The sequence below is a fragment of the Polaribacter sp. Asnod1-A03 genome, from assembly GCF_045063585.1.
In the GTDB taxonomy this organism is placed as follows: Bacteria; Bacteroidota; Bacteroidia; order Flavobacteriales; family Flavobacteriaceae; genus Polaribacter.
Map to the genome: position 1 here is coordinate 228,026 of NZ_JBEFOE010000009.1, position 21,311 is coordinate 249,336.

The window sequence follows — 21,311 nt, forward strand, 5'->3', positions numbered from 1 at the left end:
GTTTGGTTATTTTATTTGAATGTTACGTTGCTCATTATCTAAAATAGTTAAATGAATTTTAACGGCATCTAAAGGTAATAAATTTTCTATGTTTTCTGGCCATTCTATTAAACACCAATCATTGTTGTATAAATAATCTTCAATACCCATATCTAAGGCTTCTTCTTCATCTGTAATTCTATAAAAATCGAAGTGAAAAACTTTTTGATTATTTGATGTTTGGTATTCATTTACCAAAGAAAAAGTAGGAGAAGAGATGTTATCTAAAACCCCTAATTGTTTACAAATTTCTTTAATAAGAGTTGTTTTGCCTACGCCCATCTGTCCGAAAAATAATAAGGTTTTATTATCTACGGATGAAATAAGTTCAGTTGCAATGGAAGTTAAATCTTCTAAAGAATAGTTTTTGTCCATAACTACAAAAATAGTGAAATTTTTATCACAAGAAAACGGTAAATAAATAGTTTTATTGTGATAACAAAATCTGATAGCTAATTAAACTATCAGATTTTGTTTTTATTTATTGTTGTTGGCAAAAAGGCTTAGCCCTGATTGAACGATCTGTTTGAGCTCTTTTTTGAAAAATGAAAAAAAAGCGAGTAGTGAAAGCAGGAAATAGCTTCTAATTATTTTATTTTGGACTATAAATTGCACAAGGTATAATTACTTCTTCTAAAGAGATTCCTCCGTGTTGATAAGTGTTTTTATAGTATTTTACAAAGTGATTAAAGTTGTTAGGATACGCAAAAAACAAATCTTCTTTTGCAAAAATAAACGGACTATTCATGGCTATTGTAGGTAAGAAAATGTCTTTAGGGTTTCTTACTGCATACACATCTTTGTCTTCGTAACTAAGGCTTCTGCCTGTTTTGTAACGTAAATTTGCACTAATATTTTTGTCGCCAATTACTTTTGTTGGATGTTTACAGTTAATGGTTCCGTGGTCTGTAGTAATAATTAATTTTTGTCCTAATTTTTGTGCTTTCTGTATAATTTCGAACAAAGGTGAGTTTTTAAACCAACTTAAAGTTAAACTTCTGTAAGCCTTATCGTCACCGGCAAGTTCTTTAATCACTTCCATTTCTGTTTTAGAGTGCGATAACATATCTACAAAATTATAAACCACAGCAGTTAAATCGTTTTGCTTTGTTCCGTTGTAGTTGTCTGCTAAATCTTTACCATTTTTAAGGTTGGTAATTTTATAATATTCATGTTTTATGTCTAAACCTAAACGTTTAATTTGTGCTGATAAAAACTCATTTTCATATAAATTCATTCCACCTTCTTCAGTATCATTTTTCCAAAAATTTGGATGACGTTTTTCCATTTCTGAAGGCATTAAGCCAGAAAAAATTGCATTTCTTGCATATTGCGTAGCAGTTGGTAATATTGAAAAATAAGAGTGTTCTTGGTCTTTTTTGTAATGATTATTAATAAAAGGTTCTAATATTTTATATTGATCGAAACGTAAATTATCAATAACCACCCATAAAACACCTTGGTCTTTACTTAAATTAGGTACCACATAATCTTTAAAAAGTGTGTGAGAAAAAGTAGGTTTATCATGTGCTGTTAAGAAATCTTCGTAATTCTTTTTGATAAATTTAAAAAATTGACTGTTTGCTTCTTGTTTTTGACTTTCTAAAATACCTAACATTCCTGGGTCGCTAATATTTTCTAATTCTAGTTCCCAATGAATTAGTTTTTTGTAAAGTTCAATCCAATCTTCGTAAGAATTTACCATGGCTAAATCCATAGATATTTTTCTAAATTCTTGTTGATAATTAGATGTTGTTTTTTCTGATATTAAACGAGAATGATCTAAGTTTTTCTTTAAACTCAATAAAATCTGACTTGGGTTTACGGGTTTAATTAAGTAATCAGCAATTTTAGATCCAATTGCTTCTTCCATAATATATTCTTCTTCGCTTTTAGTAATCATAACAACAGGTAAATTCGCCTTTTTTTGTTTGATTTCTGCAAGAGTATCTAAACCTGTTAAACCTGGCATATTTTCATCTAAAAAAACAATATCAAAATTTTGTTCTCCAACCAAGTCAATAGCATCTGCACCATTTGTACAAGTGGTAACTTTATAATTTTTACGTTCTAAAAAAAGAATGTGAGGTTTTAATAATTCAATTTCATCATCTACCCATAATATCTGTATATTACTCATATTCGTTTATAATTTTAACATTTAACCATAAAAGTAATTAATTGTTATACTTAAATCATTTTTAAAAATGATAAAATATTGCCAAAAAAAATAATGTTTGTACTTTGCGTTTTATTGCAAAAACATCTCTTTTGAAGAAAAAAAAACCAAATAAATTAAAGATTTTAAATGATCCTATCTACGGATTTATACAAATACCAAATACTTTAATTTTTGATATTATAGAACATCCTTATTTTCAGCGTTTAAGAAGAATTACTCAAATGGGTTTTTCTAATTTAGTGTATCCTGGTGCAAATCATACTCGTTTTCATCATGCACTTGGTTGTATGCATTTAATGCAAAAAGCTGTTAGAGTTTTAAGGTTTAAACAAATAGAAATTTCTGCTGAAGAAGAAAATGCGCTTTACATAGCTATTTTATTGCACGATATTGGTCATGGTGCATATTCACATGCTTTAGAACATAGTATTGTTAGTGGAATTTCTCATGAAGAAATTTCTCTAAAATTTATGAAGAAATTAAATACTGAATTTAATGGGCAATTAAGTTTAGCTATTGAAATTTTTGAAGGAGACTATCATCGAAACTTTTTAGGTCAATTAATTTCTAGTCAGTTAGATATTGATAGATTAGATTATCTTAAAAGAGATAGCTTTTATACGGGAGTTACAGAAGGTAATATATCATCAGATAGATTAATTGCTATGATGAATGTTAAAGAAGATGAGTTAGTTATAGAACAAAAAGGAATTTATTCTGTAGAAAAGTTTTTGATTGCAAGACGTTTAATGTATTGGCAAGTTTATTTACATAAAACAGGTTTAGTTGCAGAAAACATGTTGGTTAATGTACTTTCTAGAGCTAAAGAATTAGCAGGAAAAGGAGTGGAATTATATGCAAGTTCTTCTTTAAAATACTTTTTATACAATCAAATAAATGAAGAAAATTTTAATGATGAAACCTTAAATAGGTTTGCAACTTTAGATGATTATGATGTGTTATCTGCAATTAAAGAGTGGGTTTATCATGATGATAAAGTTTTATCATTATTATCTAAAATGATTATCGATAGAAAATTGTTAAGAGTTGAAATGCAACAAAAAGAATTTAAAGAAACCGAAATAAATAAAAGGTTGACTAAAGTTGCTAAAAAATTAGTATTAACTAAAGAAGAAGTAAAGTTCTTTGTTTTTACAAAAAAAATACTGAATCAGGCTTATCAGCAAGATAAACCTATTTTTATTTTAAATAAAAAAGGAAAAATTAAAGATATTGCTAAAGCATCCGACCAATTAAATTTACAAGCGCTTACAAATCCTGTGATTAAATACTTTATTTGCTACCCAAAGTAAAATGAGATTAGCCAAATCACTATAAATTTTATATTTTTGCGTTTGATGAAATTTACAGCCCAACAAATAGCAGATATTTTAGAAGGAGATGTTGTAGGAAACCCTAATGTAGAAGTTTCTAAACTGTCTAAGATCGAAGAAGGAGAAATTGGTTCTTTAACCTTTTTATCTAATCCTAAATATAATTCATTTTTATATAGTAAAAATGCTTCTATAGTAATTGTTGATAAAGCTTTTACTCCGGAAAAAGAAGTTAGTTCAACTTTAATTAAAGTTGAAAGTGCTTATGAAGCTTTTTCTAAAATTTTAGAATTTTACAACGAAGTAAAGAATAATAAGTCTGGTAGAGAAATGCCTAATTTTATTGCTGATTCTGCTAAAATTGGTGAGAACGAATATATTGGTGCATTTGCTTATATTGGAGAAAATGTAGTTTTAGGAGAAAATGTAAAAATTTATCCGAATACTTATGTTGGTGATAATTCTGTTATTGGAGATAATTCAGTAATTTTTTCTGGTGTAAAAATATATTCAGAGACAATTATTGGTAAGAACTGTAAAATACATTCTGGTACCGTTATTGGTGCAGATGGTTTTGGTTTTGCTCCTAATAAAAACGGAGAATATACAGCAATACCACAAATTGGTAATGTAATTATTAAAGACAATGTAGATATAGGTTCTGCTTGCACTATAGATAGAGCTACAATGGGATCTACAATTATTTGGGATGGAGTTAAATTAGACAATCAAATACAAGTAGCTCACAACGTAGAGATTGGTAAAAATACAGTAATAGCATCTCAAACAGGAATAGCAGGTTCCTCTAAAATAGGTGAAAATTGTATGATTGGTGGACAGGTTGGTTTTGTAGGCCATATAACCATAGGTAACAATGTAAAAATATTAGCACAAGCAGGTATTTCTAAGAACTTAAAAGATAATGAGATTGTAAACGGATCTCCTGCATTTAAAATACAAGATTATAATAGAAGTTCTGTCTATTTTAGAAATTTACCTAAAATGGCATCTAAAATTAACAATATAGAAAAAGAGTTGAAGACTCAAAAACAAATTATAAATGAGTAAGAACCAAAAAACAATACAGAAAGAAGTAACTTTATCTGGTGTAGGTATACACACAGGTAAAACAGTTAATATGACAATTAAACCTGCACCAACAAACCATGGTTTTGCATTTTGTAGAGTAGATTTAGAAGGTTCTCCAATAATAGAAGCAAAAGCAGAATACGTTGTTAATACACAAAGAGGTACTAATTTAGAAAAAAATGGTGTTCAAATACAAACATCAGAACATGTTTTAGCTGCTGCTGTAGGTTTAGATATTGATAACTTATTAATAGAGATTGACTCTCCAGAACCACCAATTATGGATGGTTCTTCTAAATACTTTGTAGAAGCTTTAGAAAAAGCAGGTATACAAGAACAAGATGTAGAAATAGAAGAGTATGTTGTTAAAGAAATTATTTCTTATAAAGATGAGGTAACTGGTAGTGAGATTATTTTAATGCCTTCGGATGAATACCAAGTTACGGCAATGGTAGATTTTGGGACTAAAATTTTAGGAACACAAAATGCTAATTTAGAAACAATTTCTGATTTTAAAGAAGAGATTGCAGATGCAAGAACATTCAGTTTCTTACATGAAATTGAAATGCTTTTAGAAAACGACCTTATTAAAGGTGGAGATTTAAATAATGCTATTGTTTATGTAGATAAAGAATTATCTGAAGAAACAATGGAAAAGTTAAAAAAGGCATTTAAAAAAGATGATATTGCTGTAAAATCTAATGGAATTTTAGATAACCTAACTTTACATTGGGCAAATGAAGCAGCAAGACATAAATTATTAGATGTTATTGGAGATTTAGCTTTAGTAGGTGTTAGAATAAAAGGTAAAGTTATTGCAAACAAACCAGGCCATTTAATAAATACTCAATTTGCTAAAAAATTAGCAAAAATTATAAAGTACGAAAAGAGAAATTATGTTCCTCAATATAATTTAAACTTAACTCCTTTAATGGATATCCATCAAATTATGGATATTTTACCTCACAGGCCTCCATTTTTATTGATTGATAGAATTATAGAACTTTCTGATAAACATGTTGTTGGGATGAAAAATGTAACAATGAATGAAAATTTCTTTGTTGGTCATTTTCCAGGTTCTCCAGTTATGCCAGGTGTTTTACAAGTAGAAGCAATGGCACAATGTGGTGGTATTTTAGTATTAAGTACAGTACCAGACCCAGAGAACTATTTAACTTATTTTATGAAAATGGATAATGTTAAATTTAAGCAAAAAGTCTTACCAGGAGATACTGTAATTTTTAAATGTGAGTTAATAACACCTATTAGAAGAGGAATCTGTCATATGCAAGCGTATGCTTATGCAAACGGTAAATTAGTAGCAGAAGCAGAGTTAATGGCGCAAATAGCCAGAAAAAAATAATTTATGAATCAACCGTTAGCGTACGTACACCCACAAGCAAAAATAGCTCGAAATGTGGTTATAGAACCTTTTACAACAATCCATAATAATGTAATTATTGGTTCAGGAACTTGGATTGGTTCTAATGTAACCATTATGGAAGGGGCAAGAATAGGGGAGAATTGTAGAATTTTTCCAGGAGCTGTGATTTCTGCAATTCCACAAGATTTAAAATTTAATGACGAAGAAACTACTGTAGAAATAGGTAATAACGTTACAATAAGAGAATGTGTTACTATAAATAGAGGTACTTCTGATAAAATGAAGACTAAAATTGGAGATAATTGTTTAATTATGGCTTATTGTCATATTGCACATGATACCATTGTTGGTAATAACTGTATTTTTTCTAATAATACAACTTTAGCAGGTCACGTAACTGTAGGAGATAATGTTGTTTTAGCAGGTATGGTTGCTATTCATCAATTTGCATCAGTAGGTAATCATGCATTTGTAACCGGTGGTTCTTTAGTAAGAAAAGATGTACCTCCATTTGTTAAAGCAGCAAGAGAGCCATTATCTTATGTGGGTATTAATTCAGTAGGATTAAGAAGAAGAGGCTTTTCTCCAGAAAAAATAAGAGAAATACAGAATATATATAGAATTATATTTCAAAAAAATTATAATACTTCTCAAGCAATAGATATTATTGAAGCAGAAATGGAAGCAACTCCAGAACGCGATGAGATTGTGCAATTTATAAAAGATTCGCACAGAGGAATAATGAAAGGATATTTTAACGCTAATTAAAAAATAGAAATGGCAACGACATCAGATATTAGAAACGGATTGTGTATTAGATACAATAATGATATATACAAAATAGTAGAATTTTTACATGTAAAACCAGGTAAAGGACCTGCTTTTGTAAGAACTAAATTAAAAAGTGTTACAAATGGTAAAGTTGTAGATAATACTTTTCCTGCAGGAAGAAAAATTGAAGATGTTCGTGTAGAAACTCACAAGTTTCAATATTTGTATAGTGAAGGTGATACGTATCATTTTATGAATGAGCAAGATTATACTCAAATTCAACTTCAAGAAACAGCATTAGATAGTCCAGATTTAATGAAAGAAGGAGAAATAGTAACCATTATTATAAACTCAGAAGACGACATGCCTTTATCTGTAGATATGCCTGCAAGTGTTGTTTTAGAGGTTACACATACAGAACCAGGTGTAAAAGGTAATACAGCTACAAATGCAACAAAACCAGCAACTGTAGAAAGCGGAGCTACTGTAAATGTACCTTTATTTATTAACGAAGGAGATAAAATTAAAGTAGAAACTACTAAAGGAACTTACCAAGAACGTATTAAAGAATAATTTAAAATAAGCTTTTTGCCTTTAGTTTTTTGCTAATAGTAAATAGCTGTAAGCCTGTTCTAAGAATGAAATTTAATACTCCACAAACTTTACAGGAAATCGCATCTCTTTTGAATGTTGATTTTATTGGTAATAAAAATTTTGAAATTTTAGGGATTAATGAAATTCACGTTGTAGAAGAAGGTGATATTGTTTTTGTAGATCATCCTAAATATTACGATAAGGCATTAAATTCTGCGGCAACTACTATTTTAATCAATAAAAAAGTAGATTGTCCAGAGGGTAAAGCTTTATTAATTTCAGAAGACCCTTTTAATGATTTTAATAAATTAACAAAGTTTTTTAATCCATTTATAGCCTCTAAAGTAAATATTTCTGATTCTGCTATTATTGGAGAAAATACAGTAGTTCAGCCAAATGTATTTATCGGAAACAATGTAAAAATTGGTAAGAATTGTGTAATACATCCAAATGTAACAATTTATGATAATACTGTAATTGGTAATAATGTAACTATACACGCTAATACTGTTTTAGGAGCAGATGCTTTTTATTATAAAAACAGACCAGAAGGCTTTGATCAATTAATTTCTGGAGGTAGAGTTGTTTTAGAAGATAATGTAGATTTAGGTGCTTCTTGTACAATCGATAAAGGAGTTACAGGTGATACAACAATTGGTAAGGGAACAAAAATAGACAATCAAGTACATGTTGGGCATGATACTGTAATAGGCAAAAAATGCTTAATAGCATCGCAAACAGGTATTGCTGGTTGTGTAATTATAGAAGATGAGGTAACTATTTGGGGACAAGTTGGCACAAATAGCGGTATTACAATAGGCAAAGGAGCTGTAATTCTTGGTCAAACAGGAGTTACAAAATCTGTTGTTGGAGGAAAAAGTTATTTTGGAACTCCAATATCAGAATCAAGAGAAAAATTAAAAGAAATAGCAGAAATTAAACGATTTTTAAAAGATAGAAAGAATTCTTAATTTTCTTTTTTTTAAGGATTCAAAAAGTTATTTTTGCGTAACAAAATTAAAAAACAAACCAATGAGTGTTTTAGTAAACAAAGATTCAAAAATTATTGTTCAAGGATTTACAGGTAGTGAAGGTACTTTTCACGCTGGTCAAATGATAGATTATGGAACCAATGTTGTTGGAGGTGTAACTCCAGGTAAAGGAGGTCAAGAACACTTAGGAAAACCAGTTTTTAATACAGTAAAAGAATCTGTAGAAAAAGTAGGAGCAGATGTTTCTATTATTTTTGTACCACCAGCTTTTGCTGCTGATGCAATTATGGAATCTGCTGATGCAGGAATCAAAGTAATTATTTGTATTACAGAAGGAATCCCTACTGCAGATATGGTAAAAGTAAAAGCATATATAGATGGTAAAGATTGTACATTAGTTGGTCCTAACTGTCCTGGTGTAATTACTCCAGATGAAGCTAAAGTTGGTATTATGCCAGGTTTTATCTTTAAAAAAGGAAAAGTAGGTATTGTTTCTAAATCAGGAACTTTAACCTATGAAGCTGCTGACCAAGTTGTAAAACAAGGTTATGGTATAACTACCGCAATTGGTATTGGTGGAGATCCAATTATTGGAACAACAACAAAAGAAGCTGTTGAGTTATTAATGAATGATGATGAAACTGAAGCAATTGTAATGATTGGTGAAATAGGTGGTAATTTAGAAGCTGAAGCTGCAAAGTGGATTAAAGCTGATGGAAATAGAAAACCTGTTGTAGGTTTTATTGCAGGACAAACTGCACCTGCTGGTAGAACTATGGGACATGCTGGAGCTATTGTTGGTGGTGCTGATGATACTGCACAAGCAAAAATGAAAATTTTAGCTGAAAATGGAGTACACGTTGTAAGTTCTCCTGCTAAGATTGGAGAAATGATTGCAGAAGTATTAAAGTAATAAGAAATATTTTAAAAAACTGTTAAGTTTTTATAATTTTATAGGTATAAATCCGTTGAATGTGTAAATTCAACGGATTTTTTTATTCAACCTAAACCATAAAATTATGAAACAGATTAAATTGCTATCGCTTATCTTTTTATTAGTATCAACTTTAAGTTGCAATTCTGATAAAGAAAAAGAGGTAAGTTACAAAGTTACTTCACAAAAAGACACTAACGGTTTAACTTATGAAACCGTAAAAAATGATCCCACAGGATTACGTTTGTATACTTTAGAGAATGGATTAAAAGTATATTTAAGTCAAAATTCTGATGAACCTAAAATTCAAACTTTCATTGCAGTTAGAGCCGGTTCTAATTACGATCCGAAAGAGTCTACAGGTTTAGCTCATTATCTAGAGCACATGGTTTTTAAAGGAACTCATAAAATAGGTACTGCTGATTGGGAAAAAGAGAAAGTGTATTTAGAAAAAATTTCTGATTTATACGAACAACATAGAACAGAAGAAGATCCAGAAAAAAAGAAGGCCATATATCAAGAAATAGATAAAGTTTCTTTAGAAGCTTCTAATCATTCTATTGCTAATGAATATGATAAAATGACAGCTTCTTTAGGAGCAACTGGTACAAATGCATATACTTGGTTTGAACAAACTGTGTATACTAATAAAATTCCTGCTAATGAATTTAATAAATGGATTACATTAGAATCTGAACGTTTTAGCACATTAGTGTTACGATTATTTCATACCGAATTAGAAGCGGTTTTTGAAGAGTTTAATAGAGGGCAAGACAACGATTTTAGAAAATTGTATGCTGCTATGTTAGATGGTTTATTCCCAAATCATCCTTATGGTCAACAAACAACAATTGGTACAGGTCAGCATTTAAAAAATCCTTCAATGATTGATATTCATAATTATTTCGATAAATATTATGTGCCAAATAATATGGCTGTTGTTTTGGTAGGTGATTTTGAGTTTGAACCAACAATTAAAAAAGTAAATGATGCTTTTGGAAAATTTGAAAAGAAAGAATTAACACACCCAACTTTACCTAAAGAAACACCAATAACATCGCCTATAATAAACGAAGTTTTTGGACCAACATCAGAGAATATTTCTATCGCTTTTAGATCTAAAGGAGTAAATACAGAAGAAGAAAAATTTGTAACGCTTTGTGATATGATCATGGCAAATGGTAATGCTGGTATTATCGATTTAAATTTAAATCAGAAACAAGCTGTACAAAGAGCAAGTTGTTCTCCAACTTTTTTAAATGATTATGGATATCATTCTTTTACAGGAAGTCCAAAGTCTGGTCAATCTTTAGATGAAGTTAAAGACTTACTTTTAGAACAAATAGAAAAGTTAAAAAATGGAGAGTTTGAAGATTGGATGATTGAAGCGGTGGTAAATGACTTAAAATTGAGTCAAACTCGTCAATACGAAAACAATTCTGCTTTAGCAAACACTTACGTAGATGCTTTTATTTATCAACAAGATTGGTCGGAAAGAGTACAGTTTTTAGATGATTTAAAGAAAATAACAAAAGAAGAGTTAGTTGCTTTTGCTAATGAATTTTATAAAGACAATTATGTTTTAACTTATAAAAGAAAGGGAGAAGATAAGAACATCGTTAAAGTTGCTAATCCTGGGATTACTCCTGTAAATTTAAACAGAGATAAAAGTTCTGAGTATATAACTGAATTTAATAAAATAGAAGCAGAACCTTTGCAACCTCAGTTTGTAGATTATAAAGAAGCTATAAAAGAAACAAATATGGAAAATAATATTAAAGTTTCTTATGTTTTAAATGAAAAAAATGATTTGTTTGATTTAAACATCATTTTTGATATGGGAAGTGATACAGATAAAAAATTAACTTTAGCGGCCGGTTATTTAGAATATCTTGGTACAGATAAATACACTAATGAAGAATTAAAAAAGGAGTTTTACAAATTAGGAATTTCTTATTACGTAAATACAGCTAGAGATAGAACGTATGTTGGTTTAAATGGTTTAAAAGAAAATTTACCGAAAGGATTAGAATTATTAGAGCACCTTTGGGATAATGCTGTTGCTGATAAAGAAGCTTATAATAAATATGTAGAAAAAATTTACAAAGGCCGTTTAGATGGAAAAACTCAAAAAGGAAATATTTTTTGGAATGGATTGATGAATTATGGTCAATATGGTGAAGATTCTCCATTAAGAGATATTATGCAAATAGATGAATTAAAAGCAATAAATCCAGAAGAGTTAGTGGCGCTTGTAAAAGACATGAAAAACTACAAACAACGAGTGTTTTACTATGGAAAAGATGTAGAGTCTGCTGTTTCTGCTTTAGATACACATCATAAACTGTATGGAGATTTAAAAGAATATCCTATTGCAAAAGTATATGAAGAAACAGAAACTGGTGGAAATGTCTTCTTTACAGATTATGATATGGTACAAACAGAATTATTGTTTTTAGCTAAAGGAGAACCTTTTAACCCAGATAATATGGCAGCTTCTACATTGTTTAATACTTATTTTGGTAGTGGGTTATCATCAATTGTTTTTCAAGAAATTAGAGAATCTAAATCTTTAGCATATTCTGCTTTTGCAGCTTATCAAGGAGCATCAAAAAAAGATTCGCCTAATTATGTAATGGCTTATGTGGGTACACAAGCTAATAAATTGGAGCAAGCTGTAGATGCAATGATGAGTTTAATGAATGATATGCCAGAAGCAGAAAAACAGTTTAATGCAGCAAAAGAAGCGACTTTAAAGAAGTTAGCAGCTCAAAGAATTACAAAATCAAATATTTTTTGGTCTTATGAAAGATTACAAAAATTAGGTATTGATAATGATAACAGAGAAGAAATGTACAATACTATTAAAAATATGACCATGGAAGATTTAAAAGCATTTTTTGATAAAAATGTAAAAGGAGAATCTTACAACGTAATGGTTATTGGTAACAAAAAAGATTTAGATGTAAAATCTTTACAAAAGTTAGGTAAAATAAAAGAGTTAGATATCGATTATTTGTTTAATTATGTAGACAAAAAAGAGGTAAAACTCTAATTTTATTTAGCAAAAAAAATAAGAAAACTCGTAAGACAATATTGTGTTACGAGTTTTTTAATTTTAGTATATTTGAGGTCTTAAAAAACAATTACATCATATGAAATTATTAGAAAATAAATCAGCAATTATTTCTGGTGCAACTAGAGGTATTGGACGTGGAATTGCGATTGAATTTGCTAAACAAGGTGCAAATGTAGCCTTTACTTATAGTTCTTCTGTAGATGCAGCAAATGCTTTAGAAGAAGAATTAAAAGCTTTTGGAGTTTCTGCAAAAGGATACCAGTCTAACGCAGCAGATTTTGATGCAGCACAAGAATTGGCTAAAGAAGTTTTAAAAGAATTTGGTACTATAGATATTTTAGTAAATAACGCAGGTATAACAAAAGATAATTTGTTAATGCGTATTTCTGAAGACGATTTTGATAAAGTTATAGAAGTTAACTTAAAATCTGTCTTTAACTTAACAAAAGCAGTAATTAGACCAATGATGAAACAAAGAGCTGGTTCTATTATTAATATGAGTTCTGTTGTTGGTATTAAAGGAAATGCTGGTCAAGCAAATTACGCAGCATCTAAAGCAGGTATTGTTGGTTTTTCTAAATCTGTAGCATTAGAATTAGGTTCTAGAAATATTAGAAGTAACGTTGTTGCTCCTGGTTTTATAGAAACAGAAATGACAGCAAAATTAGATGAGGCAACTGTACAAAGTTGGAGAGATGGAATTCCATTAAAAAGAGGAGGACAGCCGATTGATATTGCAAATGCATGTGTGTTTTTAGCTTCGGATATGAGTGCTTACATTACTGGGCAAACTTTATCTGTAGACGGAGGAATGAATTAGAATTTTAATTTATATAAAATAGAAAAGCTTCAATATTTTAAATATTGAAGCTTTTTTTATTGAGATTAGTTTTTGTTTTTCTTTTACGTGCGCAAAAGAACAGAATAAATAAAGCTAATTATTATAGATTTTATCATATAAATCTTTATAAATTTCTTTGATAATATCTCTTTTCATTTTCATTGTTGGAGTCAAATGACCTTGCTCTAAAGTCCAAACTTCAGGAGTTAATTCAAAACGTTTAATTTGTTCCCATTGTCCAAATTTTTTGTTGTATTTATTAACTTCTTTTTGAATACGTGCAATTACAATTTCTGAAGTAGCTATTTCTTTTGAGGTTGTACCTATATTTAATTTTTTATGACGAATCCAATCGCCAATAAATTCAAAATTAGGTTGTATAATTGCAGCTGGCATTTTTTCGCCTTCTCCAATTACCATTACTTGTTCTATAAATAAAGATTGTTTTAACTCACCTTCTAACAATGGCGGAACAACATATTTACCACCAGATGTTTTAAACATTTCTTTTGTTCTACCTGTTATTTTTAAGAAACCATCATTGTCTATCTCACCTTTATCACCAGAATAAAAATAACCGTCTTTAATTACATTTTCAGTTCTTTCAGGTTCTTTATAATACCCTAGCATTACGTTAGGTCCTTTTACTAGAATTTCACCATTTTCTGCTATTTTTATTTCTACATCATCAATAACCTTACCAACAGTACCAACTTTAAAACCATTGTTTCTTTCGTCGTTAACAGCTATTACAGGAGATGTTTCAGTTAATCCATAACCTTCCATAATTGGCATACCTGCTGCTGCAAATACTCTTGTTAATCTTGGTTGTAAAGCAGCACTTCCAGAAACCATTATTTTTAATTCTCCACCTAAAGCAGCTTGCCACTTAGAAAAAATTAATTTTCTAGCTAATTTTAATTGAGTCTCATACCACCAACCATTCGCTCCATTTGGTTGGTATTTTAAACCTAAATTTACAGCCCAAAAGAAAAGTCCTTTTTTAATACCTTTTAAAGCTTCTCCTTTTAGAATAATTTTATCGTAAATTTTCTCATACAACCTAGGTACAGCTGTCATTACTTGTGGCTTTACTTCTTGGGCATTTTCAGAAAGCTTTTCTATAGATTCCGCAAAATAAGTAGAAACACCACAATATTGATATAAATATAAAATCATGCGTTCAAAAATATGGCAAACCGGTAAAAAGCTTAAACCTTTAGATTTTCCTTTAATAAAAGGAACTCGTTTTTCTGAGCTTAAAACATTAGAAACAATATTTTTATGAGAAAGCATAACACCTTTGGGTTTACCTGTTGTACCAGAAGTATAAATTAAGGTAGCTAAATCATTTTCATCAATATTATTTTTTCTGTCTTCTAATATATTTTGATTGCTATGGTCTTCACCTAAAGTTAATAATTCTTTCCAATTTTGTTCTCCTTTAATATCATCAAAAGTAAAAACTGCTTTTAAACTGGTTTTATTTTTAATCTTATTTACTTTTTTAAGAACTTCTTTGTCAGACACAAAACAATAAATAGATTCTGAATGATTTAAAATAAATGCATAATCATCTTTAGATATTGTAGGGTAGATAGGAACATTTTGTGCTCCGGTTTGTAATACACCAATATCACAAATATTCCATTCCGTTCTATTTGTAGAAGATATTACAGCTATTTTATCATTGGGTTTAACCCCTAATTGAATTAAAGCTCTACTTATTTTATTTGCTTGATCTATATATTCTTGAGTACTTGTAGCTATCCAATGGCCACTATTTTTAGATAAGAAAGCTTTTTCTAAATTGTAATTTTCTTGTTGATAGTAAGGAAAATCGAACAACCTTTTAACTGTTATTGCCATAAATTTTTATTTCAAAATGCAAATTAACAATTTAAACCCGATTTAACAAATAGTTATTTAAAGACTTTTATATTAAGAATAATATAATTTTTAAAGTCTAATATTTTTTTATTGTTAAATATCATAAGGATTGTTTAAAAAAACGTATAATTTATTTGATTAGTTATCTTTTTGCATTTTAAATATCAAAAAAAATAAAAGCCATTTTAAATATAAATATTTAAAATGGCTTTTGTTTGAATTTTTAAGAAGAGAGAATTTAATGTAGTTCTATTAACATAGAATCAAAAAATATTATTTACTGCTAATTAAGTGTTTGTTAAAGCTATTGCCATTAATTTTTGTGTATTTAGAGTCAATCTCATAGGCAACTTTCATTTTAGAAATATCAAACTCACCAGAAACTTTCATGTATTTAATATTTAAATCTTCTTCAAAATTTGTATTTCTAAAAGAAACTCCATTTGTAAAGTTAGTGTATTTAAAGATGGCTGTATCATTAAAAATAGCATCAGCAAAACTTACATTATTATTAAATTTAGCATATTTAAAGGTAGCAACTTCATCAAAAGTAGTGTTATTAAAGCTTATGTTTTTATCAAATTTAGCATATTTAAAAGTGCTATCATCGTCAAAAGAGGAACCTGAAAAATCAGCATTTTTTTCGAATCTAGAGTATTTAAACATTGCTTTTTGTTTAAAATTACAATTTTTAAATATGGAAATATTTTTAAAACTAGCAGTGAATGTATAACCAGAATCTTCATCTGGTATGTATGCTAAAACATCATTTTTAAAAGTACAGTTTATAAATGAAATTTCATTTTCTATATACTTCTTTACCTCATTAGAAGAATTGTTACTCCCCCAATTAAACCAACTACTTTTTTTAGTTTTTGTATTTTTTTTAAGAGCTTCATCCATAAAAGTAAAATCTAAAACACCAATAATTGTTGCATTTTTTATAGAGATAGATTTACCTGCTTTGATATCATTTATAATTTTTGAAGCTTCTATTTTTTGTTGAGAAAAAGAAAAAGATGTTGCTAAGAAAAGACAGAATGTAAATAGTGTTATTTTATTTTTCATTTTTTTAAGTTTTTATAAAGGTTACATACTAATGACAAACTGAATTTTTATTTGTGACAGAAAAAGTACAAATACTTAAAAAAAAAATGGATAAAAAAAACCTTATAATTAAATAAGGCTTTTAATTACAAAAAATAAATTTTTGTATTTCGTATTAAAATTATTTCCCCCAAAATATTTTAACACTAATTGCGAAAATAACTTATTATAAACTTATATTTAAGTAAAAAATCGTAATTTTTGATTATTTATTTAAATATTGATCTAAAAAAAGATGGTTTTTTTGTTCAAAAAATAATTTAGGACTTTCATTCATCATTAGTTTAAAATCTTTATTAAAATGAGAGATGTCATAGTAATTATATTTAAACAATAGCTCGTTTATATCTTTCTTTTGAATTTGATATTTTATCAATATTTGATTGAAACGAATAATTTTTACAAACTTAATTGGAGTAATACCAACTATTTTTTTAAATTTTATTTGTAAAGATTTTTGACTGTATGGCAAAATATCTAATAATTCGTTGACTTTAAGTAAGCCTTCTTTTTGATAGATGTAATCAATTGCTTTTTCTATATAGAAAATATCTTTGTCATTACTAACACTAAGATTATTAATAAAACTAATAATTTCTTTTTCACATTCTAATAAATTATTTTTATTTTCTAAAATTATAGTTTCTATCTTTTTTGATATTGGTTTATTAATTTGATCTAAAGGAGTTTGCTTATTTGTAAATTGAGATATATCTTTTTCTAAAATTTTATATAATGAGGTAGGGTTTAAATGGACTCCAAAATTTTTAGTATCATCATTTATAATATACTTGTAGGCTCCATAAAATTGACCGAATAGTGTTAAACCTTTTTTTACGGGTTTTCTAATATTTTTAATTAAAGTTTCTTGTTTATCATTAGAAATATAAACTAAGGCGGGTAAACCTAAAGGTAAAATAACAGTTTTAAAAGGGAGGTCACCTTTAGAAAACTTTAAGAAAAATAAATCTCTTATAAGATCTCTATTATCTTTAGAATTAAGATAATTAAATGTCATTTTTTTGATTTTCAAAAGCAAACCAAATTTACAGTAAAATCAGTGACAATTAATAAATCTAATTCATTTTTAGTGTAATAAGAATAAAGTGTTCTTTTTTTTGTTAATGATAATAAATAGTTGATTAAATTTCACTTTTTACTGTGAATTAATGGGGGATTTCTTGTTTTTTATATATAATTATGTAAATATTTAGTAAAAATGGTTTTAAGTTAAGAGACTAAAAAGAGTATTTTTGTGTAATTTTAAATAGTAACCATGATTAAAAAACGCGTAAAACAGCTTTCTTTTATTCTAATTATATTAAGTCATTTAGGTTTTTTAGCGGCAATTTTATTTGAAAAACAGAATAATATTTTTGTTTCAACTTTTGTTGTTTTAGCAATTGTTTTGTTATTTATAACATACAAAAAGACATCGCTTAAAGCAGAAAATCATGACTTGGAGCATGTATTAACTGTTGCTTTTGTGTTTTTTGGTGCAATTGTAACATACGTTTTAAGTAATTCCTTTAATTTAGGTAGTGTATTATCTGCAAGTTTAGTTGGTTTAGTAGTTAGCTTTATCCCTAATTTTTTTAAAGACAATAATTTTATAAAAGGAATGCCAACAGCTGTTTATTGCGGTACTTTTGTTGGTATGACCAATGTTAGTATTGCGCCAGATTATATCTTTATTGCATTAGCAAGTGCTATAACAGGTTTTATGTTGGTAGGTACAAAAGGTACTTTTCATGGTTTTGGTGGCAAACTAGGTACCTTAGCTTTTGGTGGAGTTGCAATTGCTTTTTTTATAACCTATTTAATTTCTCAATGGATTTAGAGTTTTTATTATTACTAATTATTGGTGGTGGTTCTGCGGTAGCTACGTTTGTTTTGCAAATAAAGTGGAAACAAAGTCCTGTTAGGTCTTCTGCTATAGTTGGTGTAATTGCAGGTATATCAGTTTTAATATTCCCTAATTTATTATCAGCTTATTTAACAGATAATATACCTTTGGTTTGTTTTGGCGCTTCTTTTATAGGTATGGTTTCTTCTAAAGTTGTTTCTAATCATGTTTTAATAGGTATTTCTGGAGTCGTATTTACAATTATCTACTTTAACACAAGTACTTATTTTAACGGTTTTGGTGGTGGTTTAGGTTCTGCAGCTTGTATAGCATTATTAGTAACGTTAAGTATTCCTGTATTAAAGAAGAAAAAAAGTATTAGTAATGGTTTTTTGTTGCTTAGAAGACAAATGAGAAGTAGAATGAAAAAGAAAAATTAAGCAATATTTATTTTTTAAAAGTGATAACAAAATTAGTGTTGTTTTCTTTTGAATTGAAAGAGATGTTACCATTATGAGCTTCTATAATACTTTTACTTAAGGTTAAACCAATACCAGAACCATCTTTTCTAGTTGTAAAATAAGGAATAAAAATATTTTCTTTAATATCATCAGAAATACCAACTCCGTTGTCTGATATTGTTAATTGTATTCGGTTATTTTCTTCTAAAATAACGATTTTTATTTCTGGATTTTCAATACCAACGAAAGCATACAAACAATTAGATATTAAATTAATAATTACTTGTTCAATTTGTTGTTTGTCTGCATTAATAGATATAGTATTTAGGTTGTTAAATAGTATTTTTATGTTTTTAGAAGTAAATTCTTGACGAAAAAGGAGTAACGTATTTTCAATCACTTCAGTAAAGTTAAATGCAACTTTTTGAGGCAAAGGTAATTCTGCTAATTTTCTATAAGTATCAACAAAAGAAGTTAAATGATGTGATCTTCTTTTGATAATTTTTAAACCTTCAGATAATTCTTCAATAGTTTCTTGGTCGTTTTCATTTTCTTGTAAAAGAGAATCTAGATTTTCAGCTAAACTACTAATAGGCGTAATGGTATTAATTATTTCATGAGACATTACATTCATTAATTTATACCAAGCTTCTTTTTCTTTCTTATCTATTAATTGTTGAATGGTTTCTAACGAAATGATTAAATATTCATATTCATTAGTTTGTGTAACAGAGGTTTTTAAGAAAAAACTTTCTTTATTACCACTGATATCAATGGTTATGGTGTGTTTAAAATTTTGCCATTTATATACAAAATTGCTTAAATCTCCAATTTTTTCTTTTAGTAATTTCCAATTATAAAACTTTGGTATTTTAAGAAAACCTGTAAAAGCTTTATTAATTTGAAATACTTCTATTTCTTCATTGGCATCTTTTCTTAGTATCAGCATACCAATACTTAAACTTTCAATAATATTGGTGAAAATTAAAGATTCTGATGTTCTTAACAAACTCTTTTTTCTATGTTTTTCTAATAATAAAGCCGTTTTGTTATGTAAGGAGTTTTTTCTTTTTTCTTTAGAAATAGTATTCGAAAAATCATCATGTAATAAACAATCTATAGATTTTTCAATATCATTAAAAAGTTTTTTAAAGTAAGTAATCAGTAAAATTAATTGAAAACCAAATAGTAAAGAAAACCCAAAAGTATTTACAAAAAATCCTTTTGATTGTGTCACATAAATAATAATTCCATTAAAAACTAATAACAGTATTCTAATTATTATTTGAATAAATTGAGGTTTCCCCATTTATAATTGATGTTTTTCTATTCTTCTATACAACGCAGCTCTTGTTAAACCTAAATCTTTTGCCGCTCTAGAAATATTACCTTGATGTTTTTTTAAAGCTTGTTCAATTAATAACTTTTCGGTGTCTTCTAGGTTTAGATTGTCAGTTAAAGATACATCTATTTTTTTGGTAGAAAAATGTAAATCTTCGGGTTCTATTTGGATGTTATCTGTAATAATAACTGCACGTTCTACAATATGTTCAATTTCTCTAATATTACCTGGCCAATGATATTTTTTTAAAGCACTTAAAGCTGTGTTGCTAAAACCTTCAATGCTTTTTCTATATTTTAAATTTAGCTTTTTTAAAAAATGATCTGCTAATAAAGTAATGTCTCCAATACGCTCTCTTAAAGGAGGTAAATTTAGTTCGATGGTGTTTATTCTAAATAATAAATCTTGACGAAAAGATTGTTCATCTACCATTTTATGGATATCTGCATTGGTTGCGCAAATGATTCTTACATCTATAGCACGTTCATTTCCTTCTCCTAAACGTGTAACCTTTCTATTTTGAACAACAGTTAATAATTTTGCTTGTAAATGAAGTGGTAAATTCCCGATTTCGTCTAAGAAAATAGTACCTCCTTTTGCCAATTCAAACCGACCAATAGTATCTTTTTGTGCATCTGTAAAAGCTCCTTTTGCATAACCAAATAATTCACTTTCAAATAAGTTTTCATTTAAAGAGCCTAAATCTACATGAATAAATGGATGATTTCTACGTTCTGATTGTAAATGAATTTCTTTAGCAAATACATATTTTCCTGTTCCGTTTTCACCTAAAATTAAAATATTAGCATCTGTAGGCGCTACTTTTTGTGCTAAATTTAAAGCAGATTGCATTGCTTCAGATTTTCCAATAATGTGTTCAGTTTTATTGTGAAAATCTTTATCATTTAACTTTTGAACCGTTTCTAATTGTGTGTTTTTTCTTTTAGAGCGAGAGAGTTCTACACCGGCGTTTACAATTCCATACAACTTTTCTGTATTCCAAGGTTTAAGTATAAAATCTGTAGCTCCTTTTTTAATCGCGTTTACTGCTAAATTTACACTACCAAAGGCTGTCATTAAAATTACAGTAGTTTCTGGGCTAATTTCTTTAACATGTTTTAACCAATACAAACCTTCTTTTCCATCTTCAAAACCGATTCTATAATTCATGTCTAACAGAACAACATCTATAGTTTTCTCTGTTAAATAATTACCAATCTTCTTTGGATTATTAGTGGTAATTATTTCAGAAAAATATTTCTTTAGACTAATTCTAGCTGAAAATAAAATATCATCATCATCATCAGCAATTAAAATGGTGGCATCTTTTTTTCTCATACTACATAGTTAGTTATTTGTTTAATAATGAACAAATATGTGTTCGTTTTTGAACATATTATTTTTTTTAAAAACACATAAGGTTCTG

The 21,311-nt window shown here is 28.1% G+C and carries 18 protein-coding genes; 11 read left to right on the plus strand and 7 right to left on the minus strand.

The window, feature by feature from the left end; genetic code table 11:
* Positions 1 to 6: 6 nt before the first annotated feature.
* Complete coding sequence (tsaE, locus tag ACJJVY_RS01455; protein ID WP_405604401.1) at positions 7 to 414, minus strand: tRNA (adenosine(37)-N6)-threonylcarbamoyltransferase complex ATPase subunit type 1 TsaE; 408 nt, start codon at positions 412 to 414, stop codon at positions 7 to 9.
* A 217-nt stretch (positions 415 to 631) separates the two neighbouring features.
* Positions 632 to 2,179 carry a response regulator gene (locus ACJJVY_RS01460; protein WP_405604403.1) on the minus strand — a complete coding sequence of 516 codons (1,548 nt, stop codon included), beginning with the start codon at positions 2,177 to 2,179 and terminating at the stop codon, positions 632 to 634.
* Positions 2,180 to 2,310: 131 nt separating this feature from the next.
* On the opposite strand from ACJJVY_RS01460, the gene ACJJVY_RS01465 reads away from it, so the two are divergent.
* The 9 genes from ACJJVY_RS01465 (at position 2,311) to fabG (ending at position 13,218) form a co-directional block, all read left to right on the plus strand.
* Complete coding sequence (locus ACJJVY_RS01465) at positions 2,311 to 3,534, plus strand: HD domain-containing protein (RefSeq protein ID WP_405604405.1); 1,224 nt, start codon at positions 2,311 to 2,313, stop codon at positions 3,532 to 3,534.
* A 45-nt stretch (positions 3,535 to 3,579) separates the two neighbouring features.
* On the plus strand, positions 3,580 to 4,623 hold the full coding sequence (lpxD, locus tag ACJJVY_RS01470; RefSeq protein WP_405604407.1) for a UDP-3-O-(3-hydroxymyristoyl)glucosamine N-acyltransferase: 1,044 nt from the start codon (positions 3,580 to 3,582) through the stop codon (positions 4,621 to 4,623).
* A complete protein-coding gene (locus tag ACJJVY_RS01475; protein ID WP_405604409.1) occupies positions 4,616 to 6,007 on the plus strand; it encodes a bifunctional UDP-3-O-[3-hydroxymyristoyl] N-acetylglucosamine deacetylase/3-hydroxyacyl-ACP dehydratase in 1,392 nt (463 codons plus the stop codon). Before lpxD ends, ACJJVY_RS01475 begins: the two co-directional genes overlap by 8 nt.
* A gap of 3 nt (positions 6,008 to 6,010) precedes the next feature.
* Positions 6,011 to 6,796: an acyl-ACP--UDP-N-acetylglucosamine O-acyltransferase gene (lpxA, locus tag ACJJVY_RS01480; RefSeq protein WP_405604411.1), complete on the plus strand. Its 786-nt coding sequence runs from the start codon at positions 6,011 to 6,013 to the stop codon at positions 6,794 to 6,796.
* 9 nt (positions 6,797 to 6,805) lie between these two features.
* A complete protein-coding gene (gene efp / locus ACJJVY_RS01485; RefSeq protein ID WP_405604413.1) occupies positions 6,806 to 7,372 on the plus strand; it encodes an elongation factor P in 567 nt (188 codons plus the stop codon).
* A gap of 65 nt (positions 7,373 to 7,437) precedes the next feature.
* On the plus strand, positions 7,438 to 8,364 hold the full coding sequence (locus tag ACJJVY_RS01490; RefSeq protein ID WP_405604415.1) for a UDP-3-O-(3-hydroxymyristoyl)glucosamine N-acyltransferase: 927 nt from the start codon (positions 7,438 to 7,440) through the stop codon (positions 8,362 to 8,364).
* A gap of 61 nt (positions 8,365 to 8,425) precedes the next feature.
* Positions 8,426 to 9,298 (plus strand): succinate--CoA ligase subunit alpha, encoded by an 873-nt coding sequence (sucD, locus tag ACJJVY_RS01495; protein WP_405604417.1) that lies wholly within the window; start codon positions 8,426 to 8,428, stop codon positions 9,296 to 9,298.
* A gap of 106 nt (positions 9,299 to 9,404) precedes the next feature.
* Complete coding sequence (locus ACJJVY_RS01500; protein ID WP_405604419.1) at positions 9,405 to 12,374, plus strand: M16 family metallopeptidase; 2,970 nt, start codon at positions 9,405 to 9,407, stop codon at positions 12,372 to 12,374.
* Between the two features lie 100 nt (positions 12,375 to 12,474).
* On the plus strand, positions 12,475 to 13,218 hold the full coding sequence (fabG, locus tag ACJJVY_RS01505; protein ID WP_405604421.1) for a 3-oxoacyl-[acyl-carrier-protein] reductase: 744 nt from the start codon (positions 12,475 to 12,477) through the stop codon (positions 13,216 to 13,218).
* Between the two features lie 114 nt (positions 13,219 to 13,332).
* Here the strand turns inward: fabG and ACJJVY_RS01510 are convergent, their stop codons facing one another.
* The 3 genes from ACJJVY_RS01510 to ACJJVY_RS01520 form a co-directional block, all read right to left on the minus strand.
* Positions 13,333 to 15,108 carry an AMP-dependent synthetase/ligase gene (locus ACJJVY_RS01510; protein WP_405604423.1) on the minus strand — a complete coding sequence of 592 codons (1,776 nt, stop codon included), beginning with the start codon at positions 15,106 to 15,108 and terminating at the stop codon, positions 13,333 to 13,335.
* A 294-nt stretch (positions 15,109 to 15,402) separates the two neighbouring features.
* Positions 15,403 to 16,197, minus strand: a complete 795-nt coding sequence (locus tag ACJJVY_RS01515; RefSeq protein ID WP_405604425.1) for a pentapeptide repeat-containing protein — start codon at positions 16,195 to 16,197, stop codon at positions 15,403 to 15,405.
* A gap of 244 nt (positions 16,198 to 16,441) precedes the next feature.
* The gene (locus ACJJVY_RS01520; RefSeq protein ID WP_405604427.1) at positions 16,442 to 17,254 is read right to left on the minus strand and encodes a helix-turn-helix domain-containing protein; all 813 of its coding nucleotides are present in this window, start codon (positions 17,252 to 17,254) and stop codon (positions 16,442 to 16,444) included.
* A 258-nt stretch (positions 17,255 to 17,512) separates the two neighbouring features.
* Here ACJJVY_RS01520 and ACJJVY_RS01525 point away from each other — a divergent pair, with 258 nt between their 5' ends.
* Positions 17,513 to 18,076, plus strand: a complete 564-nt coding sequence (locus ACJJVY_RS01525; protein ID WP_405604429.1) for a hypothetical protein — start codon at positions 17,513 to 17,515, stop codon at positions 18,074 to 18,076.
* Positions 18,067 to 18,522: a hypothetical protein gene (locus ACJJVY_RS01530; RefSeq protein ID WP_405604431.1), complete on the plus strand. Its 456-nt coding sequence runs from the start codon at positions 18,067 to 18,069 to the stop codon at positions 18,520 to 18,522. Before ACJJVY_RS01525 ends, ACJJVY_RS01530 begins: the two co-directional genes overlap by 10 nt.
* Before the next feature lie 7 nt (positions 18,523 to 18,529).
* Here the strand turns inward: ACJJVY_RS01530 and ACJJVY_RS01535 are convergent, their stop codons facing one another.
* Positions 18,530 to 19,852 carry a sensor histidine kinase gene (locus ACJJVY_RS01535; RefSeq protein ID WP_405604433.1) on the minus strand — a complete coding sequence of 441 codons (1,323 nt, stop codon included), beginning with the start codon at positions 19,850 to 19,852 and terminating at the stop codon, positions 18,530 to 18,532.
* Positions 19,853 to 21,223, minus strand: coding sequence for a sigma-54-dependent transcriptional regulator (locus tag ACJJVY_RS01540; RefSeq protein ID WP_405604435.1), 1,371 nt, complete (start codon positions 21,221 to 21,223; stop codon positions 19,853 to 19,855).
* Positions 21,224 to 21,311: the final 88 nt, after the last annotated feature.